Annotated in this window: 17 protein-coding genes; 11 read left to right on the forward strand and 6 right to left on the reverse strand. The window is 47.7% G+C overall.

The features are described 5' to 3' along the window. Window positions 1–10: 10 nt before the first annotated feature. Both AC4BAP_RS18055 and AC4BAP_RS18060 read right to left on the reverse strand, forming a co-directional pair. Entirely contained in the window at window positions 11–544 is a 534-nt protein-coding gene (locus AC4BAP_RS18055) for an RNA polymerase sigma factor (RefSeq protein WP_490584081.1), read from the reverse strand. A 251-nt stretch (window positions 545–795) separates the two neighbouring features. Then, window positions 796–1,512 (reverse strand): arylesterase, encoded by a 717-nt coding sequence (locus AC4BAP_RS18060; protein ID WP_490584130.1) that lies wholly within the window; start codon window positions 1,510–1,512, stop codon window positions 796–798. 140 nt (window positions 1,513–1,652) lie between these two features. Between AC4BAP_RS18060 and AC4BAP_RS18065 the strand changes: the two genes are divergently transcribed. The 3 genes from AC4BAP_RS18065 (at window position 1,653) to AC4BAP_RS18075 (ending at window position 5,979) form a co-directional block, all read left to right on the forward strand. Continuing rightward, window positions 1,653–2,351: an ABC transporter ATP-binding protein gene (locus tag AC4BAP_RS18065; protein ID WP_490584082.1), complete on the forward strand. Its 699-nt coding sequence runs from the start codon at window positions 1,653–1,655 to the stop codon at window positions 2,349–2,351. 95 nt (window positions 2,352–2,446) lie between these two features. Beyond that, complete coding sequence (locus tag AC4BAP_RS18070; RefSeq protein ID WP_490584083.1) at window positions 2,447–5,011, forward strand: ABC transporter permease; 2,565 nt, start codon at window positions 2,447–2,449, stop codon at window positions 5,009–5,011. A gap of 140 nt (window positions 5,012–5,151) precedes the next feature. Beyond that, a complete protein-coding gene (locus AC4BAP_RS18075) occupies window positions 5,152–5,979 on the forward strand; it encodes an SDR family NAD(P)-dependent oxidoreductase (protein WP_490584084.1) in 828 nt (275 codons plus the stop codon). 157 nt (window positions 5,980–6,136) lie between these two features. On the opposite strand, the gene AC4BAP_RS18080 is transcribed toward AC4BAP_RS18075, so the two are convergent. The 3 genes from AC4BAP_RS18080 to AC4BAP_RS18090 all read right to left on the reverse strand — a co-directional run bounded on the left by AC4BAP_RS18080 (window position 6,137) and on the right by AC4BAP_RS18090 (window position 9,348). Continuing rightward, window positions 6,137–6,499: a CoA-binding protein gene (locus AC4BAP_RS18080; protein ID WP_490584085.1), complete on the reverse strand. Its 363-nt coding sequence runs from the start codon at window positions 6,497–6,499 to the stop codon at window positions 6,137–6,139. Between the two features lie 106 nt (window positions 6,500–6,605). Then, on the reverse strand, window positions 6,606–8,186 hold the full coding sequence (locus AC4BAP_RS18085; protein WP_490584086.1) for an NAD(P)/FAD-dependent oxidoreductase: 1,581 nt from the start codon (window positions 8,184–8,186) through the stop codon (window positions 6,606–6,608). Window positions 8,187–8,382: 196 nt separating this feature from the next. Further along, the gene (locus tag AC4BAP_RS18090; RefSeq protein WP_490584087.1) at window positions 8,383–9,348 is read right to left on the reverse strand and encodes a tryptophan 2,3-dioxygenase family protein; all 966 of its coding nucleotides are present in this window, start codon (window positions 9,346–9,348) and stop codon (window positions 8,383–8,385) included. Window positions 9,349–9,630: 282 nt separating this feature from the next. Between AC4BAP_RS18090 and sdaAB the strand changes: the two genes are divergently transcribed. Genes sdaAB through AC4BAP_RS18110 form a run of 4 tightly spaced genes read left to right on the forward strand, consistent with a single transcriptional unit; the run spans window position 9,631 to window position 14,177 of the window. Then, window positions 9,631–10,308, forward strand: coding sequence for an L-serine ammonia-lyase, iron-sulfur-dependent subunit beta (sdaAB, locus tag AC4BAP_RS18095; RefSeq protein ID WP_490584088.1), 678 nt, complete (start codon window positions 9,631–9,633; stop codon window positions 10,306–10,308). A gap of 15 nt (window positions 10,309–10,323) precedes the next feature. Further along, on the forward strand, window positions 10,324–11,781 hold the full coding sequence (locus tag AC4BAP_RS18100; RefSeq protein WP_490584089.1) for a TolC family protein: 1,458 nt from the start codon (window positions 10,324–10,326) through the stop codon (window positions 11,779–11,781). Window positions 11,782–11,787: 6 nt separating this feature from the next. Further along, window positions 11,788–13,173, forward strand: a complete 1,386-nt coding sequence (locus AC4BAP_RS18105) for an efflux RND transporter periplasmic adaptor subunit (RefSeq protein ID WP_490584090.1) — start codon at window positions 11,788–11,790, stop codon at window positions 13,171–13,173. Between the two features lie 14 nt (window positions 13,174–13,187). Beyond that, window positions 13,188–14,177 carry an NAD(P)H-dependent glycerol-3-phosphate dehydrogenase gene (locus AC4BAP_RS18110; RefSeq protein ID WP_490584091.1) on the forward strand — a complete coding sequence of 330 codons (990 nt, stop codon included), beginning with the start codon at window positions 13,188–13,190 and terminating at the stop codon, window positions 14,175–14,177. Between the two features lie 40 nt (window positions 14,178–14,217). Here AC4BAP_RS18110 and AC4BAP_RS18115 read toward each other — a convergent pair whose 3' ends face one another. Then, window positions 14,218–14,724 carry a hypothetical protein gene (locus AC4BAP_RS18115; RefSeq protein ID WP_490584092.1) on the reverse strand — a complete coding sequence of 169 codons (507 nt, stop codon included), beginning with the start codon at window positions 14,722–14,724 and terminating at the stop codon, window positions 14,218–14,220. A 147-nt stretch (window positions 14,725–14,871) separates the two neighbouring features. Here AC4BAP_RS18115 and AC4BAP_RS18120 point away from each other — a divergent pair, with 147 nt between their 5' ends. The 4 genes from AC4BAP_RS18120 to AC4BAP_RS18135 all read left to right on the forward strand — a co-directional run bounded on the left by AC4BAP_RS18120 (window position 14,872) and on the right by AC4BAP_RS18135 (window position 17,529). Next, on the forward strand, window positions 14,872–15,876 hold the full coding sequence (locus AC4BAP_RS18120) for an acyltransferase family protein (protein WP_490584093.1): 1,005 nt from the start codon (window positions 14,872–14,874) through the stop codon (window positions 15,874–15,876). A gap of 220 nt (window positions 15,877–16,096) precedes the next feature. Further along, window positions 16,097–16,423 (forward strand): hypothetical protein, encoded by a 327-nt coding sequence (locus tag AC4BAP_RS18125; RefSeq protein ID WP_490584094.1) that lies wholly within the window; start codon window positions 16,097–16,099, stop codon window positions 16,421–16,423. 98 nt (window positions 16,424–16,521) lie between these two features. Beyond that, a complete protein-coding gene (locus tag AC4BAP_RS18130; protein ID WP_490584095.1) occupies window positions 16,522–17,034 on the forward strand; it encodes a hypothetical protein in 513 nt (170 codons plus the stop codon). A 99-nt stretch (window positions 17,035–17,133) separates the two neighbouring features. Next, window positions 17,134–17,529, forward strand: a complete 396-nt coding sequence (locus tag AC4BAP_RS18135) for a (deoxy)nucleoside triphosphate pyrophosphohydrolase (protein WP_490584096.1) — start codon at window positions 17,134–17,136, stop codon at window positions 17,527–17,529. Window positions 17,530–17,548: the final 19 nt, after the last annotated feature.

A 17,548-nucleotide genomic window follows, 5' to 3' on the forward strand; every position in this document is an offset into this window, starting at 1 on the left:
CCTCCTTTTTTTAAACGGCTATGGCGTTTTGTCCTTCCAGTCTGCGCTGCAGCATGGCCCTTGCCTTGCTCAACTGGGACTTGGAAGTACCCTCGTTTATACCTAGCATGTCAGCTATTTCTTTGTGTGAGTATCCTTCTATGGCGTACAGGTTAAAAACAGCCCTGTAACCGGCAGGCAGTGTGTGCAGCAGCTCCATCAGTTCGCCTTCCGCCAGGTCGTGGTCAGCGCCTGTTGTTCCGGCCACCTGCACATGGCTGTCTTCGATGGCAAGGTGCAGGGGCTCTTTTTTGCGTAAAAATGCAAGGGCCTCGTTTACCATAATGCGGCGCACCCAGCCTTCAAAACTGCCTTTTGCCTCAAAGCGATCAACGTTCTGGTAGATTTTCATAAACCCGTTCAACAAAGCCTCTTCCGCATCCATGTCGTTTTTAAGGTAACGCAGGCACACGCCGTACATCTTGGCAGCATACTGCTCATACAACACTTTCTGTGCTTTACTGTCAGCCTTACGGCATCCCGCTATTAACTCCGCTTCAGACACGTTGTGTAATGGTTTATCAAATAATACAGTTTGTTATACTTTGATTTGAGGGTTTTTTACCGCCCTTTAACCAATAGATGTAAGATACCATACCAGGGGTTGCCTGGGCTGGTATAAATTTCGCGATATTTTTCCCTATAGCCAATCTGTTAGTCACAAAGTATTGGTATTCAGCTATAAATAATATATAAATCGTTTCCGCATCCTGACATAAAAAAAGCCACAAGGCTTAATTCCTGCGGCTTTTCTTTCTAAATCTTTTCTGGTTTTCTGAGGATCTCCTCCATCACGGACCATACGTTGCGTGCCAGAATTTTCTGGCCTTCTTCAGTGGGGTGTATGCCGTCGCCCTGGTTTAGCTCAGGATTCCCGGCCACGCCTTCCAGTAAAAACGGGATCAGGGCAACGTTTTCTTCCTTAGCCAGGTCGGCGTATACTTTCTGAAAGGCTGCCGTGTATCTTTGGCCCATACTTGGCGGCATCTGCATTCCGGCAAGTATAATTTCTGCCTCCGGATTCTTTTCACGCACTTTTTGTATGATCGCCTGCAGGTTTTTATAGGTCTCATCGGGGTCAATGCCGCGCAGGCCATCGTTGGCACCTAATTCCAGCACAAATACATCAACAGGTTGTTTAAGAAGCCAATTGATACGGCTTTTGCCACCGGCAGAAGTCTCACCGCTTACACCGGCATTTATTACTTTGTAAGGCAGGTTTAATGAGTCTATCTTTTGCTGGATCAGCGCCGGGAATGCCTGGTCAGGTTCCAGGCCATACCCGGCGGTCAGGCTGTTGCCGAAAAACAGGATGGTCCTGGTTCTTTCGGCCTTTTCCACCCCGGTTGGGGCCTCCACAGTACCGTTTGCTTTTTCTTCAGTATCGAGCGTAGTGGATCTGTCGGCTTCGCTGCAACCATACACGCTGATACAGGCGGCGGAAATAAGTATGAAAAAATAGCGTTTTAGCATCATTTATAAGCTTTGTTTCTTAAATTTATACTTGGCTGTACTGTAAACATTAACACAGCCTGCTGGTTTAGCAATTTTAAGCAACTAGTACTATCATACGCATTGCCGTAAACGTACACACTACCTAAACAACAACCAACGTGTCTGTTATACTTGAAATTAACGATCTTGAGAAAACCTATTACAGTGGACATCATCCGCTCACTGTGCTGCAAGGTATAAATTTTTCGCTACAGGCCGGCGATACCTGTGCCATTGTTGGCCCCTCCGGCAGCGGCAAAACAACATTGCTGGGACTCTGCGCCGGCCTCGACAGGGCCTCTTCCGGTTCTGTTATACTTAACGGTATAAAATTAGATGACCTTTCAGAAGATGAACGCGCTCATGTCCGCAATCAGTATGTGGGCTTTATATTCCAGAACTTTCAACTGATACCTACCTTAACTGCGCTTGAGAACGTGATGGTGCCCCTGGAGCTGCGCGGAGAGCGCAATGTGCACCGGCAGGCCATGGACCTGCTTTCCCGCGTAGGGCTTGCTGAACGCCACGACCATTACCCGACCCAGTTATCTGGCGGCGAGCAGCAGCGCGTGTCGCTGGCAAGGGCTTTCTCTAACAAACCTGCCATACTTTTCGCCGATGAGCCAACCGGTAACCTGGACGAGGAAACAGGCCAGCGCGTTGAAAAGCTACTTTTCGACCTGAACCGTGAAGCATGCACCACGCTGGTACTGGTAACGCACGACCTGGAGCTTGCCGAAAAAACTGACCGCATCATCCGGATCAAGGGCGGGACAGTAGTATCAGACCAAACAACGGCATTAATGAGGAATGAATAATTAAGAATGATCAATGAATAATTATTAGTCCTTCATACCTAATTAAACATTCTTCATTCCTCAATATTCATTATTAATCACTTATTGGCAAACCTATGCAACCTGATACTAAACGACCGCTGAACTTACCCTGGCTGTTTAAAATGGCTTGGCGCGACAGCCGCCGTAACCGAGGTAAACTGGCCCTGTTCATCTCCTCGATCGTGCTTGGCATTGCAGCCCTGGTAGCCATAAACTCTTTCTCAGACAACCTGCGCACTGACATCGATAAGCAGGCCAAATCGCTGATTGGGGCTGACCTGGTGGTGGCGGCCAGCAAGGAGATCGAGCCCGATATGCAAAAGCTGCTGGATTCGCTTGCTATTGGCGGCGATCGTTCTGATGAGGTGCGTTTTGTGTCGATGGTATACTTTCAGGCCTCGCAGGGTACCCGGCTGGTGCAGGTGAGGGCTTTGGAGAAAGGTGGTTTTCCGTATTACGGAGCTATCGAAACAGAACCCCAGAGCGCTAGCAGAGAATTCAGGGAGGGTGGCAGAAAAGCGTTGGTAGACCATACTTTGTTATTGCAGTACAACACCAAACCCGGCGACTCGATCAAAGTAGGTAACCTGACGTTTGAAATAGCCGGCGCCTTGCACAAGATACCGGGGCAGTCGGCCATGACGGCAACCATTGCACCGGCTGTATACATCCCGCGCCGCTACCTCGATGAAACCGGGCTTTTGCAGCGTGGCAGTCGCATCAGCTATTACCATTATTACAAGTTGCCAGAAATCACTGACCCCGATAAACTTACCAAAAAACTGGAGCCACGCTTTGAGGAGGCTGGCTTTGGCTTTGATACCGTTAACAGCCGAAAGGAAGGTACCGGCAAGGCTTACGAAGACCTGGCAAGTTTCCTGGCATTGGTTGGCTTTGTGGCCCTGTTGCTGGGCTGCGTGGGTGTGGCCAGTGCTGTGCACGTTTATATCCGGGAAAAACTGGCCACCATTGGTGTGCTGCGCTGCCTGGGTGTAAGCGGTAAGCAGGCATTCCTTATTTACCTCTTCCAGGTTATGGCCATGGGACTGATCGGTTCTGTGGTGGGAGCCATACTTGGCAGCCTGATACAGTTATACTTGCCGGAGCTTTTTAAAGCGTTCCTTCCGGTAGAGGTTACAGTGGCTGTGTCGTGGGTGGCTATTCTGGAGGGGATTGCAATTGGCCTGGTGGTTTCTGTCTTGTTTGCCCTATTGCCATTGCTCTCCATACGCAATGTGTCTCCGCTGATTACGCTTCGAGCCGGCATCGAGCACCTGACAGATCAAAAAGACAAAGTGCGCTGGGCAGTGTACCTGCTTATACTTTCCTTTATTTTTGTTTTTGCCTATTTCCAGCTTAACTCCTGGTTGCGTGCGCTTTCGTTTACAGGCGGCGTAATTGTGGCCTTTCTTATACTTGCCTTACTGGCCAGGGCCATGATGTGGTTTGTTAAGCGCTTCTTCCCGGTTAACTGGGGCTACGTGTGGCGCCAGAGCCTTGCCAACCTGTACCGCCCTAACAACCAGACCTTGCTGCTTACTGTATCCATCGGACTTGGCACGGCCCTCATCTCAACCCTGTTCCTGATGCAACGCCTGTTACTAAGCGAAGTGGCCATTGCAGGCAGCGAAAACCAGCCGAACCTGGTGCTGTTCGACATACAGAATGCACAGAAAGAGGAAATTGCCAGGGTAACCCGTGAGGCTGGCTTGCCTGTGCTGCAGTACGTGCCTGTGGTAACCATGCGCCTGGAGGAAATGAACGGGCTTACCGCCGCCGATGTGCGAAAAGACACTACCCTGGAAATTCCGGACTGGGCCTATACCCGAGAGTACCGTGTAACCTACCGCGACACGCTCATCAGTTCCGAAAAGGGTGTGGCAGGAGAATGGCAGGGTACAATCTCAAATCCTGACGCCCCTATACCTATCTCTTTGGAAAACCGTTACGCTGAACGGCTTAAAGTAAAAGTTGGCGACACCATGATCTTTAACGTGCAGGGTGCCTTGCTGCCAACTGTGGTCAGCCACCTTCGCGAAGTGGAGTGGAACCGGGTGCAAAGTAACTTCCTGGTGGTGTTTCCGAAAGGGGTGCTGGAGGAGGCACCGCAGTTTCATGTGCTCATGACTCGCACCGACTCTACCGCACAGTCGGCCAGCTTTCAGCGCAACCTGGTGCAGCGTTTCCCCAATGTATCCGCCATCGACCTCGACCTCATACTCCAGACGCTGGACGATATCCTGAGCAAGATCTCTTTTGTGATCCGGTTCATGGCGCTTTTCAGCATCAGCACAGGTTTGCTGGTGTTAATCGGCTCGGTTAACATCAGCAAATACCAGCGTGTGCAGGAAAGTGTACTGCTACGTACGCTGGGGGCAAGCCGTAAGCAGATCCTGAGTATAAATGCCTTTGAGTATCTTTTACTGGGCGCTTTAGCTGCAGGCACCGGGGTTATACTTTCGGTAGGTGCCAGTTGGGCGTTGGCAGTCTTCAGTTTCGAGATCGAGTTCTTCCCGGATCTTACGCCACTACTTCCGGTTTTTGTAGGCATCACAGCACTTACAGTTTTTATAGGTATGCTCAACAGCAGGGGCATCCTGAATAAACCACCACTGGAGGTACTTCGCAGTGAAGCGTAAGGCCTGCCCTAAAGTATAAACTGAAGCCTCATTGCCACTTGCAGTGAGGCTTCAGGCGTTTTAATTGGTACACCAAGTATAACATAATGTGGGCCTAAGAGGTACATACTAGCATCTTTCAATACTATGTATCGAGACCTATGAATACGAAACACGAAGAAAATAAAGGCAAAACTGTTTTGATAACCGGGGCCTCCAATGGCTTCGGGATGGAGTTTGCGAAGATATTTGCAAGAGATGGCTATAACCTGGTGCTCGTGGCCAGAAGCACTGAACGCCTCCGAAGACTGGGCTACCAGTTGCAGGATAAACATCAACTGGAGAAAGTTTCCGTGATCACAGCAGATCTTTCGGAGCCGGGGGTGGCAAAGGAAGTATACCAGCAAGTGAAGGAAAGCGGCATACACGTGGATATACTTGTAAACAATGCGGGTGCAGGCATACACGGCCCCTTCGATGAGACCGACCTTGAGCGTGAGCAGTCCATTATTCAGCTTAACATAAACACGCCGGTTGAGCTTACCAAGCATTTTTTAAAAGAGATGATGCAGAAGGGAGAAGGAAAGATCCTGAACGTGGCCTCTATTGTGTCGTTTATGCCTTCGCCGCTGATGGCTATTTACGGGGCAACCAAGGCATTTATACTTTCCTTTTCAGAGGCTTTGGCTAATGAGTTGAAAGGAACCGGTATTACGGTAACTGCCCTTTGCCCTGGTGCCAGTGATACCATGTTTTTCAGAAGGGCAGGGGCTGCGCACACCCGTGCGGCCAACGGAGAATTGTTAGACCCTGCAGAAGTGGCACAGGATGGCTACAAAGCGTTGATGAACGGGGAAGTGAAGGTGGTGTCGGGGCTGAAGACAAAGCTGCAGGCAACCAGCTCAAACCTTATACCGGACACTGCCCTGGCTGCCGGTATGCGCTACCAAATGGAGGAGTCCGACGCCTGGAAAGAGAGCAAACTATAGCAGGCAAAGGCATAGCCATAGGGCACAAAAAAAAGAAGGAATCTTTTACAGATTCCTTCTTCCTAAGCATAGACAACTAATGCCATCTGCTTAATTTTTATACTTTATACGGTCGGCTTTAACGCAGGTTATACTTCCCGAAAAAAATATTTTTAAATTAATAACTATCGGTGGCCAGCATCACTAAAGTGCAGTGGTGCATAGTCTCGATGTTGGCATCGGCGGCCATTCTCTCAAACTCCAGGTTTTCTGTGCCAGGGTTAAAAATGATGCGCTTCGGTTTTAATGAAAGTATGTAGTCGTACCAATAAGGCTGATTTCTGGGGCCAACATATAATGTAACGGTGTCTACATCCTCGATCGGCTGGTTGAGGTCCGTAACGATGGGTTTTCCGCCAACTTCAGACTTACGAATGCCAACCGGAACCACCTCATGCCCATGCTGCTGTAAACGGTGCACCGCTTTATAGGCATAGCGCGTGGGGTTATCCGTGGCACCAACAACAACTGTCTTTTTCATGCTGCTTATCATATTAAGGTGTTTACAAATACAAAACGCCGTCAGGCTGTTGCTTATACTTTACGGGCAAAGCTGCCATGGGTGGTCAAATGTTCTCAAAAACGGCTCAGGCGATACGAACACCGGCCTTAAGGGCAGCCATCTCGGCACAACGTTCGCCATCCATGGCCGCAGACACGATACCACCGGCATAACCGGCACCCTCGCCGCACGGGAACAGCCTTTGTACCTGCACATGCTCCAGCGTTTCTCGGTCGCGGGGGATACGCACCGGCGAGGAAGTTCGGCTTTCAACGCCCACGATCTGCGCCTCGTTGGTAAGGTAGCCACGCATCTTGCTTCCGAATGCCTTAAAACCTTCGCGCAATCGGTACGCCATGTCTTCTGAAAAAAGCTTGTTCATGTCCATAGAAACAAGGCCAGGCTGGTAAGACGTTTCCAGCAACTGCTTGCTTAATTTACGATCAACAAAATCTTTCAGCAACTGCGCAGGGGCAGCCTGTGTGCCGCCTGCCATATCGCAGGCTTTCTGCTCAAGTGCCTGCTGCATCCGGAGACCTGCCAACGGGCCATACTTCTCCAGTTCCATATCTTCCAGCTCAATGGCTACTACAATACCCGAGTTAGAAAAGCGGGAATCGCGGCGGCTCGGCGACATGCCGTTAACCACTACCTCGCCGGGGGCAGTTGCCGATGGCACTATGAACCCGCCCGGGCACATGCAGAACGAGAAGATACCACGCTGTTTACCATTATAATGTGTTTGGTGCACCAGTGCGTATGAAGATGCCGGCAAGTATGGCCCGCGGTCTTCGCATTTATACTGTATGCTATCGATTAGTTTCTGCTGATGCTCTACGCGCACTCCCATGGCAAAAGGCTTAGCCTCTATGGTAACACCTTTTTCATGTAGCAGCTCAAAAATATCGCGGGCACTGTGGCCTGTGGCAAGTATAACCGATTCGCCTAAGTAAGTATGACCATCAGAAGTTACCACACCGCGCATTTCATCAACGTCAAGTATAAAATCGGAAACACGCTTATCGAACAGTACTTCGCCGCCAGCGGCACGCACCGTTTCCCGGATGGCCTCAATGATCTTGGGTAATTTATTGGTACCTATGTGCGGGTGTGCATCGAACAGTATATCGGGAGTAGCACCGTGCTGTACCAGTATCTGAAGTATGCGCTGCAGGTCGCCACGCTTTTTAGAGCGGGTGTACAGCTTGCCGTCAGAATAAGTACCTGCGCCACCCTCTCCGAAGCAATAATTGGAGTCTGGGTTTACTGTATGCTCTTTGTTAATAGCTGCCAGATCGCGACGACGGCTTCTTACATCTTTTCCGCGCTCCAGCACAACCGGCTTTAGCCCTAACTCAATACAACGCAAAGCAGCAAACAGCCCAGCCGGACCAGCGCCAACTATAACAACCTGCCTGGCATTGCTCACATCCGGATAAGTATAAACAGGGGAGATGATATCAGCGGGAGGGGTATCCAGGTAGATGTCGGCACGAACGCGTACCAGCACCTGGCGGCCACGGGCATCAATTGAGCGTTTTACCCGGTGCACAAATTTTATTTCCTCTGGATTAACCCGGGCACTTTTCAGAATCTCGTGCTCTAACTGTTGCGCATCAAAGGCAACTTCCGGTGCGAACACCAGGTCTAATTCTTTTTTTCTCATAAAATATGGGTAAGGTAGCTAGCCTTAAACCTGTTTAATTGTTGGATTGCTGAATTGTTAGATTGTTAATTCAGCAATGATTGATATTAACACAACAAAGATAATGCAAATTCATTCTGCTTAAAAAAAGACGCACACAGTTCGGAAAGAAACTGTGTGCATCAAAATAACAATTAACAATTTAACAATTCAGCAATTACTGCTCTCCATTCAACACTTTCTCTACCCAGCCTTTGCCCCATTCTTCAATTTCCTGTTCACTCCATAATTCGGGGTAGAAAATGCGTTTCTGGAACTTAGGAGGGAGGTATTTCATCCAGTTGGTACCGCCGGTTGCAGCAATGACTTCCGGGTCACGCTGCAGGTAACGCACCGCTGATTTGTAGTGCATCAGTGGCCAGTTCACATTCACGTTGCTGTCGAGGGCACGCAGGGCTTTTACTAGTTTAGGTTCCTGTTGCTGGCCCTCAGGCAGTCTCTTGTATACACTCCACAAATTAGTATGCTGGTATTGCTTGGCGAACTTAATCAGCTGATCTGTATACTTTTCCTCGAACTGAACTAAAGTAAGGGTTTTAGCGCCGGAGGCAACCTCGGTGGCACCTTCCTTCCAGTAAATACAGCCGATCATTTCTTCCTGTGTGCTCTGCAAACCCAACACAGCTCTCTTGTCTTTGGCCACCAGGTTGCGCAGGTCGGTAGAGGCGATCTCTATCATGCGGTACTGCGCCGACTGGAAACCGCTGGCTGGCATCAGGGCCATCCGGAACTGCAGGAACTGTTTCGGGTCCATGCCGTCCACCATCACATCAAAAGAGTTGATCAGGTTGTCGAAGTAGCGGTTGATGCGCTTCACGCGTTTGGTGAGCTGATCGCCGGTAATATCTTTTTCCTCAGCTATTTGTCTGTATTCTTCCAGGCACAGTTTAAAGTATAACTCTGTTATCTGGTGGTAAATGATAAATATCTTCTCATCCGGAATATTGGTGCGTGGGTTTTGCAGGCTCAGCAGTGTATCGAGGTGGATGTAGTCCCAGTAGTTAAGGAAATTAGTGTAAAAAAGCCCCTCCAGGTAAGCAGCCAGGTCCTGCCCAAGCGGCACATACTTTTCCTCCAGCCTTTTTAACTGCTCCAGTACTTCGGGTTTAAATGAATGCTCCATCTAAAACGTTTTACGGATGATCAAATATTTATATGGCGCAAAGTAAAGAAATAAAACGGTGCCAATAATGACAAAAGTCAACATTTGCCGGCACAGTCCTTTGCGCAATGGCACACCTACCTCGTCCTGACAAAAGCATAATTGCTAGATCGAATGAGCCGGTTTGTAGAAAAATCGGGTTCTTTTGTAGAAATAAACCTATTTTAGCCTAAGATTACTGTAAAACCGGGAGTTAATTCATAAATTTGGTTTTTACGATATTTAATCGAGCTTTTATCTATTATGGCTGAAAAAAGCAGCGTTTTTGATATGATTGGCCCCGTGATGATCGGGCCATCCAGTTCTCATACAGCGGGTGTGGTGCGCATTGCACGTGCCGCCATACGCATACTTGGTGCCGCCCCGGAAGAGGCCATCATCACGTTTTACAACTCTTTTGCCCGCACTTACGAGGGACATGGCAGCGATCGTGCCATTGTGGCGGGCCTGCTCGATTTTAAAACCGACGACAAACGCATAAAGGATGCTTTCGACCATGCCAAAGAAAGAGGCCTGAAGTATACTTTCAAGTCTGTTGGCAATGCCTCTACCATGCACCCGAACACCATAAAGCTTAACCTGAAAGCCGGCGACCGCCAGGTAGAGGTTATAGGCCAGAGCAGGGGAGGCGGCGTTATCAAGATTGTGGAAGTGGACGGCTTTACAGCTAATTTCTCGGCCACGCTGCACACCCTGATCATTGATGCCGACGATGTGCGCGGAAGTATAGCCTTTATCGCCTCCGTGCTGGCCCACGACGACTGCAACATTGCTACCATGAACGTTTCGCGCAAGGGTAAGAACGAAATGGCGCGTCAGTTTATCGAAATGGACTCTGGCATTAAACCGATCACACTGGAATACCTGAAGCAGTTAAGCTGGGTAAAACACGTGGTTTACATCCCGAACATAGACCTTTAAAAACAGATAGTGACTATGAAAAAATCAAAGCTTTTGTTGCTTGCCCTTGGCCTGGCCTGTACTGCAGGATTACAGGATAGTATGGCGCAACAGGCACCTGCCAATGGCACCTGGTCTTTGCAGGAAGCCATTAACTATGCCATACAAAACAACCTGCGCGTTAAGCAGGCCAAAGTAAACAGCGACATAGCAGACGTTAACCTGAAGCAGTCTAAGTTTGACCTGTTGCCAAGTATAAACGGCAACGCTTCGCATACTTACAACTATGGTTCGTCCGTGGACCCTCTTACGAGTGAGTTCCGTACGCAGCAGATCCGGTCAAATAACTTTTCGGTGAGCAGCTCAGTGCCGTTATTCCAAGGGTTTCAGCAGCAGAACCAGGTAAAGCAGAACAGGTTGCTGGCACAGGCCGGCGCCAACGATGTGCAGGCAATGCAGAACGATATTATCCTGCAGGTCATCACCTCGTACCTAAATGTGCTATTCTCGAATGAGTTGCTTAAAACCGCCGAACTGCAACGAGCCAACACAGAGCAGCAGTTAAAGCGCACCCGCATACTATTCGATGCAGGTAGCGTGGCACAGACAAACGTGCTGGAGCTCGAGGCAAAGTTTGCGTCGGATGAGTTGAACGTGATCAATGCACAGAACCAGATCGACATTTCCAAACTGAACCTGATCCAGCTGCTCGACCTGGAAAAACCAGAAAAGTTTGACATTGTGATACCGGAGATTCCGGAGCCTACGATCAACCCGGTTGCCATATCGCCTGATCAGGTGTATGATGTTGCCGTGCAAACCCTGCCGGATATCCAGAGCGCAGACCTGCGTGCCCGTAGCGCAGAGGTAGGCGTTGCCATTGCCAGAGGCGCTTATTACCCGCGCTTTAATTTCGGGGCAGGTATCTTTACAGGTTACTCCAGTGCACGTTTATCACCGGTGGCTACCCAGATCGATGGTGCTTTTCAGCGCCAGATTCTTGGTTTCCAGAACCCGGATGGAACAAACCCACTGGTAGTATACTTCCCGGAGAGTACACGTGGCGAGTATACCTTCAGCGATCAGTTGGACGACAACCTGGGTAAGCAGCTGCAGTTCTCGCTGCAGGTGCCCATTTTTAACGGACTTGCTACTCGCAGCGCCGTACAGCGTGCCAAACTAAACCAGCAAAACGCGCAATTAAACGCAGAGCTTGAGCGCAACGCTTTACGCCAGACCATTGAGCAGGCAGCAGCCGATGCACAGGCAGCTTATAAAAAGTATGTTGCCGCCAAACGCCAGGTAGAGTCGCTGGAGCAGGGTTACCGTAACGCAGAGTTGCGCCTCAACAGCGGGGTTATCAATACAGTTGATTTTAACGTGATAGCCAATAACTACCGCAGAGCACAATCAGACCTGATCCAGGCAAAGTATGATTACTTCTTTAAACTAAAAGTACTTGACTTTTATCAAGGCAAAGACATCTCATTCTAAAAGAACATGGCAAAGAAAAAATCGAAACTGATACCGATACTGGTTGTGGTGCTGGTAGTGCTGCTGGTTGGCATTATTGTGGCAAAAAAAGCCGGCTGGATCGGTAAAGAAGAAGGCATTGAAGTGGTAGTGGCGGAAGCCAAAAAGACAGAAATCGTTGAAAAGGTAAGCGCCTCCGGCAAAATTCAGCCAGAAACGGAAGTAAAGATCAGCCCCGACGTTTCAGGTGAGATCATTGAGCTGAATGTGGAAGAAGGCGACTCTGTGGTGAAAGGCCAGCTTTTGGTGCGCATTCGCCCTGACAACTATCAGTCGTTTGTGGATGCGCAGCAGGCAAGTGTAAATGCAGCCAGAGCTAACCTTGCCCAGACAAAAGCAAGACTGGGCCAGGCACAGGCTAACCTAACGCAGGCCAAGCAGACTTACGATCGCAATAAAATGCTTTACGACCAGAAAGTGATCTCGCAGGCCGACTGGCAGCAGGCAGTAGCCAATTACGAGACAGCCAGGCAGGAAGTGGAGTCGTTGCGCCAGAGTGTAAGAGCATCGGAATATAACATCCAGAATGCCCTTGCCGCCTTAAAAGATGCCCGCGAAAACCTGAACAAGACAACGATCTATGCTCCTGTTAGCGGCATCGTGTCGAAACTTAACGTAGAGCGCGGCGAACGCGTGGTAGGTACTTCACAAATGGCCGGTACCGAGATCATGCGCATCGCCAACCTGAACAACATGGAAGTGCGCGTCAACGTGAACGAGAACGACATTATACGTGTAGCGCTTGGCGACTCTGTGGAGGTAGAAGTAGACTCTTATGCCAGCAAAGATGAAAAGTTCAAAGGCGTGGTTACCTCCATTGCCAACACGGCCAAAGATGCCGCCTCACTGGAGGCAGTTACGGAGTTTGAGGTGCGTATCCGTTTGCTTAACGAGTCTTATAGCCACCTTTCTAAAAACAATGCACGTCCTTTCCGTCCGGGCATGACCGCCTCGGTTGATATCATTACAGAGCGAAAACCTAATGTTTTATCCGTACCTTTGTCTGCTGTTACGACCCGCTCTAACGAGAAAAAACCGGCTGATAAAGACAGTAAAGAGGACGAAGAAACTCAGAATCAAGCTAATGAGCAAGCGCAGAAGGCACCTGTAAAAGTGGAAGAAGTAGTTTTTGTATATGACAAGGCTACCAACTCTGTAAACACTGCAAATGTGAAAACAGGCATCAGCGATTTTGAGAATATGGAAATCATCAGCGGAATCAAGCCGGGGCAGAAAGTGGTAACAGGTCCTTTCAGGGCAGTGTCTACTACACTGAAAGATGGCGCCAAGGTAGCCGTGAAGGATGCCAAATCGCTGGATAAGGCAGCCATTGCTGCTGAGAGCAAGGATTAAATTAATACCAAACATTGGAAAAAGTAGCCGTTTTGGGAGGAGGAAGCTGGGCATCGGCCCTTGTCAAGATCCTCTCGGAGAACAAATCGCAGGTACACTGGTGGATGCGCAACAAAAACGATGTGCAGCACCTGATCAATTTTAAACATAATCCCCGTTACCTGAGCGGGGTATCTTACGACCTGAACTACGTTAAACCCTCATCGGATATTGCATCTGTGGTGTCCGTGGCGGATTGGGTGATACTGGCAGTGCCGGCAGCCTTTGTGCAGGAAGCTCTTACTGGTCTTGCAACCGATGCCTTCCATGGAAAAGTGGTGGTATCAGCCGTAAAAGGCATGATCCCAAAAGAGAACATCCTGATCTCGGATTACATGGAGCGGGTTTACCAGGTGCCAAATTCGCACCAGTTGGTAATTGCCGGTCCATGCCATGCCGAAGAGGTTGCCCTCGAAAAGCAGTCATACCTTACAATCGGGTCGCATGACGTAAGCACAGCAGAGCGTTTCTGCGAAATGCTGCGCAACCGCTATGTAAAAGCCAACCCACTCGATGACCTGGACGGGATAGAGTATTGTGCCGTGATGAAGAACATTATTGCCCTGGCCTGTGGCATTGCCCGTGGCCTGAACTATGGCGATAATTTCCAGGCGGTACTGGTTTCCAATGCCATGTTCGAGATCGAGCGTTTCCTGGATGCCAAAATGCCGCTGCACCGTGCCTTGAGCGGCTCTGCCTACCTTGGCGACTTACTTGTAACTGCTTACTCGCAGTTTAGCCGTAACCGTACTTTTGGTAACATGATTGGCCGTGGGTATACTGTTAAATCGGCGCAGGTAGAGATGAACATGGTAGCAGAAGGCTATTACGCAGTACAAAGTATATTTGAACTCAACAAAAAGCTTGGCGTGGATATGCCCATCACGAGTGCCGTGTATAACATACTTTACGAGCGCATTTCGCCGGCAGTGGAGTTTGAGATCTTGAAGGAGAAATTCAAATAAGAAAAAGAGAGGTGTTCAGGAAACGGACACCTCTTTTCGTTTATAACCTTACCTGTTTCAGCACATCATCTCCCATAGACCTGTAAGCCGTCATGATGGCCATGGCTGAAGCCAGCAATACAAAGTATACCGCGCTGAAAGCGGCTAACTGGTAGAAGTAGAAAGAGGAAAAGTCCTTGAAGTATAAAAGCGCAATCGTAAGGCCCGACATCAGTGCCCCGACAATGCCAAGTATAAATGCCCTGAGTGTGGTTTGCCTCGGAAGCTGATCGATCAATGTCTGGCTTTTCAGGTGCCAGTGCAAAGGGAATATCTGCTGTGAACGGGTTGCCTTGCGGGTGGCTTTCGTAACCATAAACGTGATGATAAAGCTAAAGATCATGCTGGCCGAGGTAAGGTAACTGGACACACTGTTTCTGCCGAAAAGCGGTATCAGCTCGTAGTTGTACCAGATAGTATGGGCCAGGGCCAGGCCAAGCACAGCAGTAGCCACAGCTGATGTTACTGCAACAATTAAAATGAACCTGTAATTAAGGCTGAGCGGCATACTTTAACTGGTTTAGTACTATATTTTTATACTTCTTTTGGCTCTAAAAGATATTCTATACTTTTGGAGCTACTGTTCAGAACAGTAAGCTTACCTTATAACAATGCAAATTTAAAATGACAGCATGTACTTGCTACCAGCCCACCGATGCCACAACAACAGAAAAATAAAAGGCATTTTCAGCAGATAGACGTCCTGAAAGGCTTGGCGATCATCGCCGTTATCATCCTGCATTCATTGTCAAAGGCTGAGCTGAAACAATACTTTGCCTATTACCACATCTGGCAGGCGGTACCAGTGTTTATGATACTGATGGGTCTGAACCTGGGACTTTCGCTCAAGCCAGCGCCTTTCACCAGCCTTTACTCAAAAGTATACTTCAGCAAAAAAGCCACTCGCCTGTTAATTCCTTTTCTGGTTGTTTTTCTCATATCCATACCGTTGGGTATACTTTGGCAGCAACTATTCGCCCGGGATGTACTGGAGTTTAGCGAATATACATTGATCGGCGTTCTGCCTGTTTCCGGCCGGGGCAATTATTTTATTACCCTGCTTTTGCAATCCATAGTTGTGCTGCCCGTACTTGGCTATTTTTTTAGAAAAAGGCCGGTGCTAACAACAATAGGCTTGGTGGCGCTGGAAGTAGCCTTTCTGCTGTTAAGCAAGCAGTATAGTTGGTTTGTTGAAAAAGGGTATCTGTACAGTGCTGCTTTACCGCGCTATTTTTCGGCACTTGCTTACGGTTTGTGGCTGGCTAAAGCGTTTACTCAACCTTTTAATTGGAGGGTTGTTGTTCCATTTTTAGTGCTTGGTTTAATCGGGGCCCTATATTTATACCTTGCCGCTACCATGCAGCTAGACATTGACCCTGTATATGACAGCTGGGAAATGCAAAATGTGATTTCATTTGGTTATGCAGCACTGCTAATTTTAGTAGGCTTTTACACTTTGCCATTCGCCTCTAAAAACCCGGTGTTAACCATACTTGCCGTACTTGGGCAGGCATCGTACCATATTTTTTTGGTGCAGGTGTTATACTTTGGCCTTGCCATCGAAAACAAATACCTGTTGCTTAACTTGCCTGTTTGCCTGGCAATCGGGTATTTGTTTTATCGCCTTGAAACCTGGGTTACAAGTAAGTACTTAGGTTAGCCGATCTTAAATGTCAGTGTAGTTATTGTGGTTATCATACCACGCCGGACTGCTTTAAAATTTACCGGAATGTTTTATATTTAGCTGAAAGTACAGGGAATAAAATCGAACCTTTACCTGATGCCGAAAGACATTAGAAGCAGGTTCTCTGCACTACAGGCAATAGGCCAATAGCCGGAATAGTTTCTTGTATATGATAGTTGGCACAAATAGGTAATTAATGATGAAGAGGATTTTCTATTTCTTACTTACTCTTTCAATATGCTTAACATTGTTGATCGGATATTCTATTTATGAAAGTAAGTACAGCAGCTCGGCAGTACTGGGTTCAGAAAATGTGAAGAAGCTTCATGATGTACAATTAGGAATGGACTCTCTTACAGTTCTTCAGATTATGGGAAAGCCAAGTGATAGATATGTCTTAAAAGAAGAAATCTTTTACAACTATGAAGTGCCACCAGGTTCTTCATTTCAGGCTCAAATCATACTTAATAAAAGTGGGAAAGTAAGCTACATATCAGTTGTTCCTCATGTTGAAGAAGATTAATGACTAACAACTAATTGTGCTAACATAATCCATGCTCAACCTGTTCTGTCATTTTAGGTTAAGCATGTACGCGGTCCGTTATGTGGAATTAAATACGAATGAAAATGTTAAAACATGCTTTGGTGCTTACAACTTTAGTATTGGCCTCCTGTGGTCAATTTGAAAGCACAAATAATTCTGTTGCAAGCACTACCCAGCAAGAGGCAGTTTCAATAAATGAAAATAGAATTCATAATGCATTGAATTTTATAAATGGATACGTTGAAAATTCAAGTGAAATGAACCAATCAATTGGTATACTTGAATGGGTTAATTCGAATAGTTTAACTACAGATAGTTTCAAAACTGAATTAAAAAAAATAATTAACGAAGCATATATACAAGATCCAGAATTAGGGCTTGGCACTGACCCCATATTTGATGCTCAAGATAATCCAAGTGAAGGTTTTGAACTTGACTCTTTTAATGAAAATATAAACTATTTAACAGTTAAAGGAAAAAATTGGCCAGAATTTAAACTGACTATGAAAATTGTAGAAGTTAATGGTAACTGGCTAGTAGATGGTTGCGGAATGGTAAACATACCAAACGACAAAAGAGCCGAAAGATGAAAATTGCCCATAACCATAACTAAACTTTAGCAACGCCACTGTTTAGACCATTCCGTCACTTTGCTTCTAAAAGTGCGCAACAATCAAAACACCACAATCTTGCACATCAACGTAATTTGCGGACTAATTGAAAGCGATGGCCTGGTATTGATTACCCAGCGTAGTGAACGTATGTCGCAGCCGCTTTTATGGGAGTTTCCGGGTGGCAAGCAGGAGCAAGGCGAATCGGAAACAGAATGCCTGGAGCGTGAAGTGCAGGAAGAACTATGCATTAAAATTAAGCACCATAAAAGACTTACACCTGTGCGTTTTACTTACCCGGACAAGACCATAGAACTTGTGCCATATATCTGTTCCATTACAGAAGGTAGTATAAAACTCCGTGAGCATGCGAAGTATGAATGGGTAAAGCCTCAGCAACTTGCCCACTATAACTGGTGCCCCGCCGATATACCGATCGTACAGGAATACCTGCAGCAACTAAACCAGCACTAAAGCTGCCATACTTTTACCA

This window comes from Pontibacter sp. GD7 (assembly GCF_058216375.1).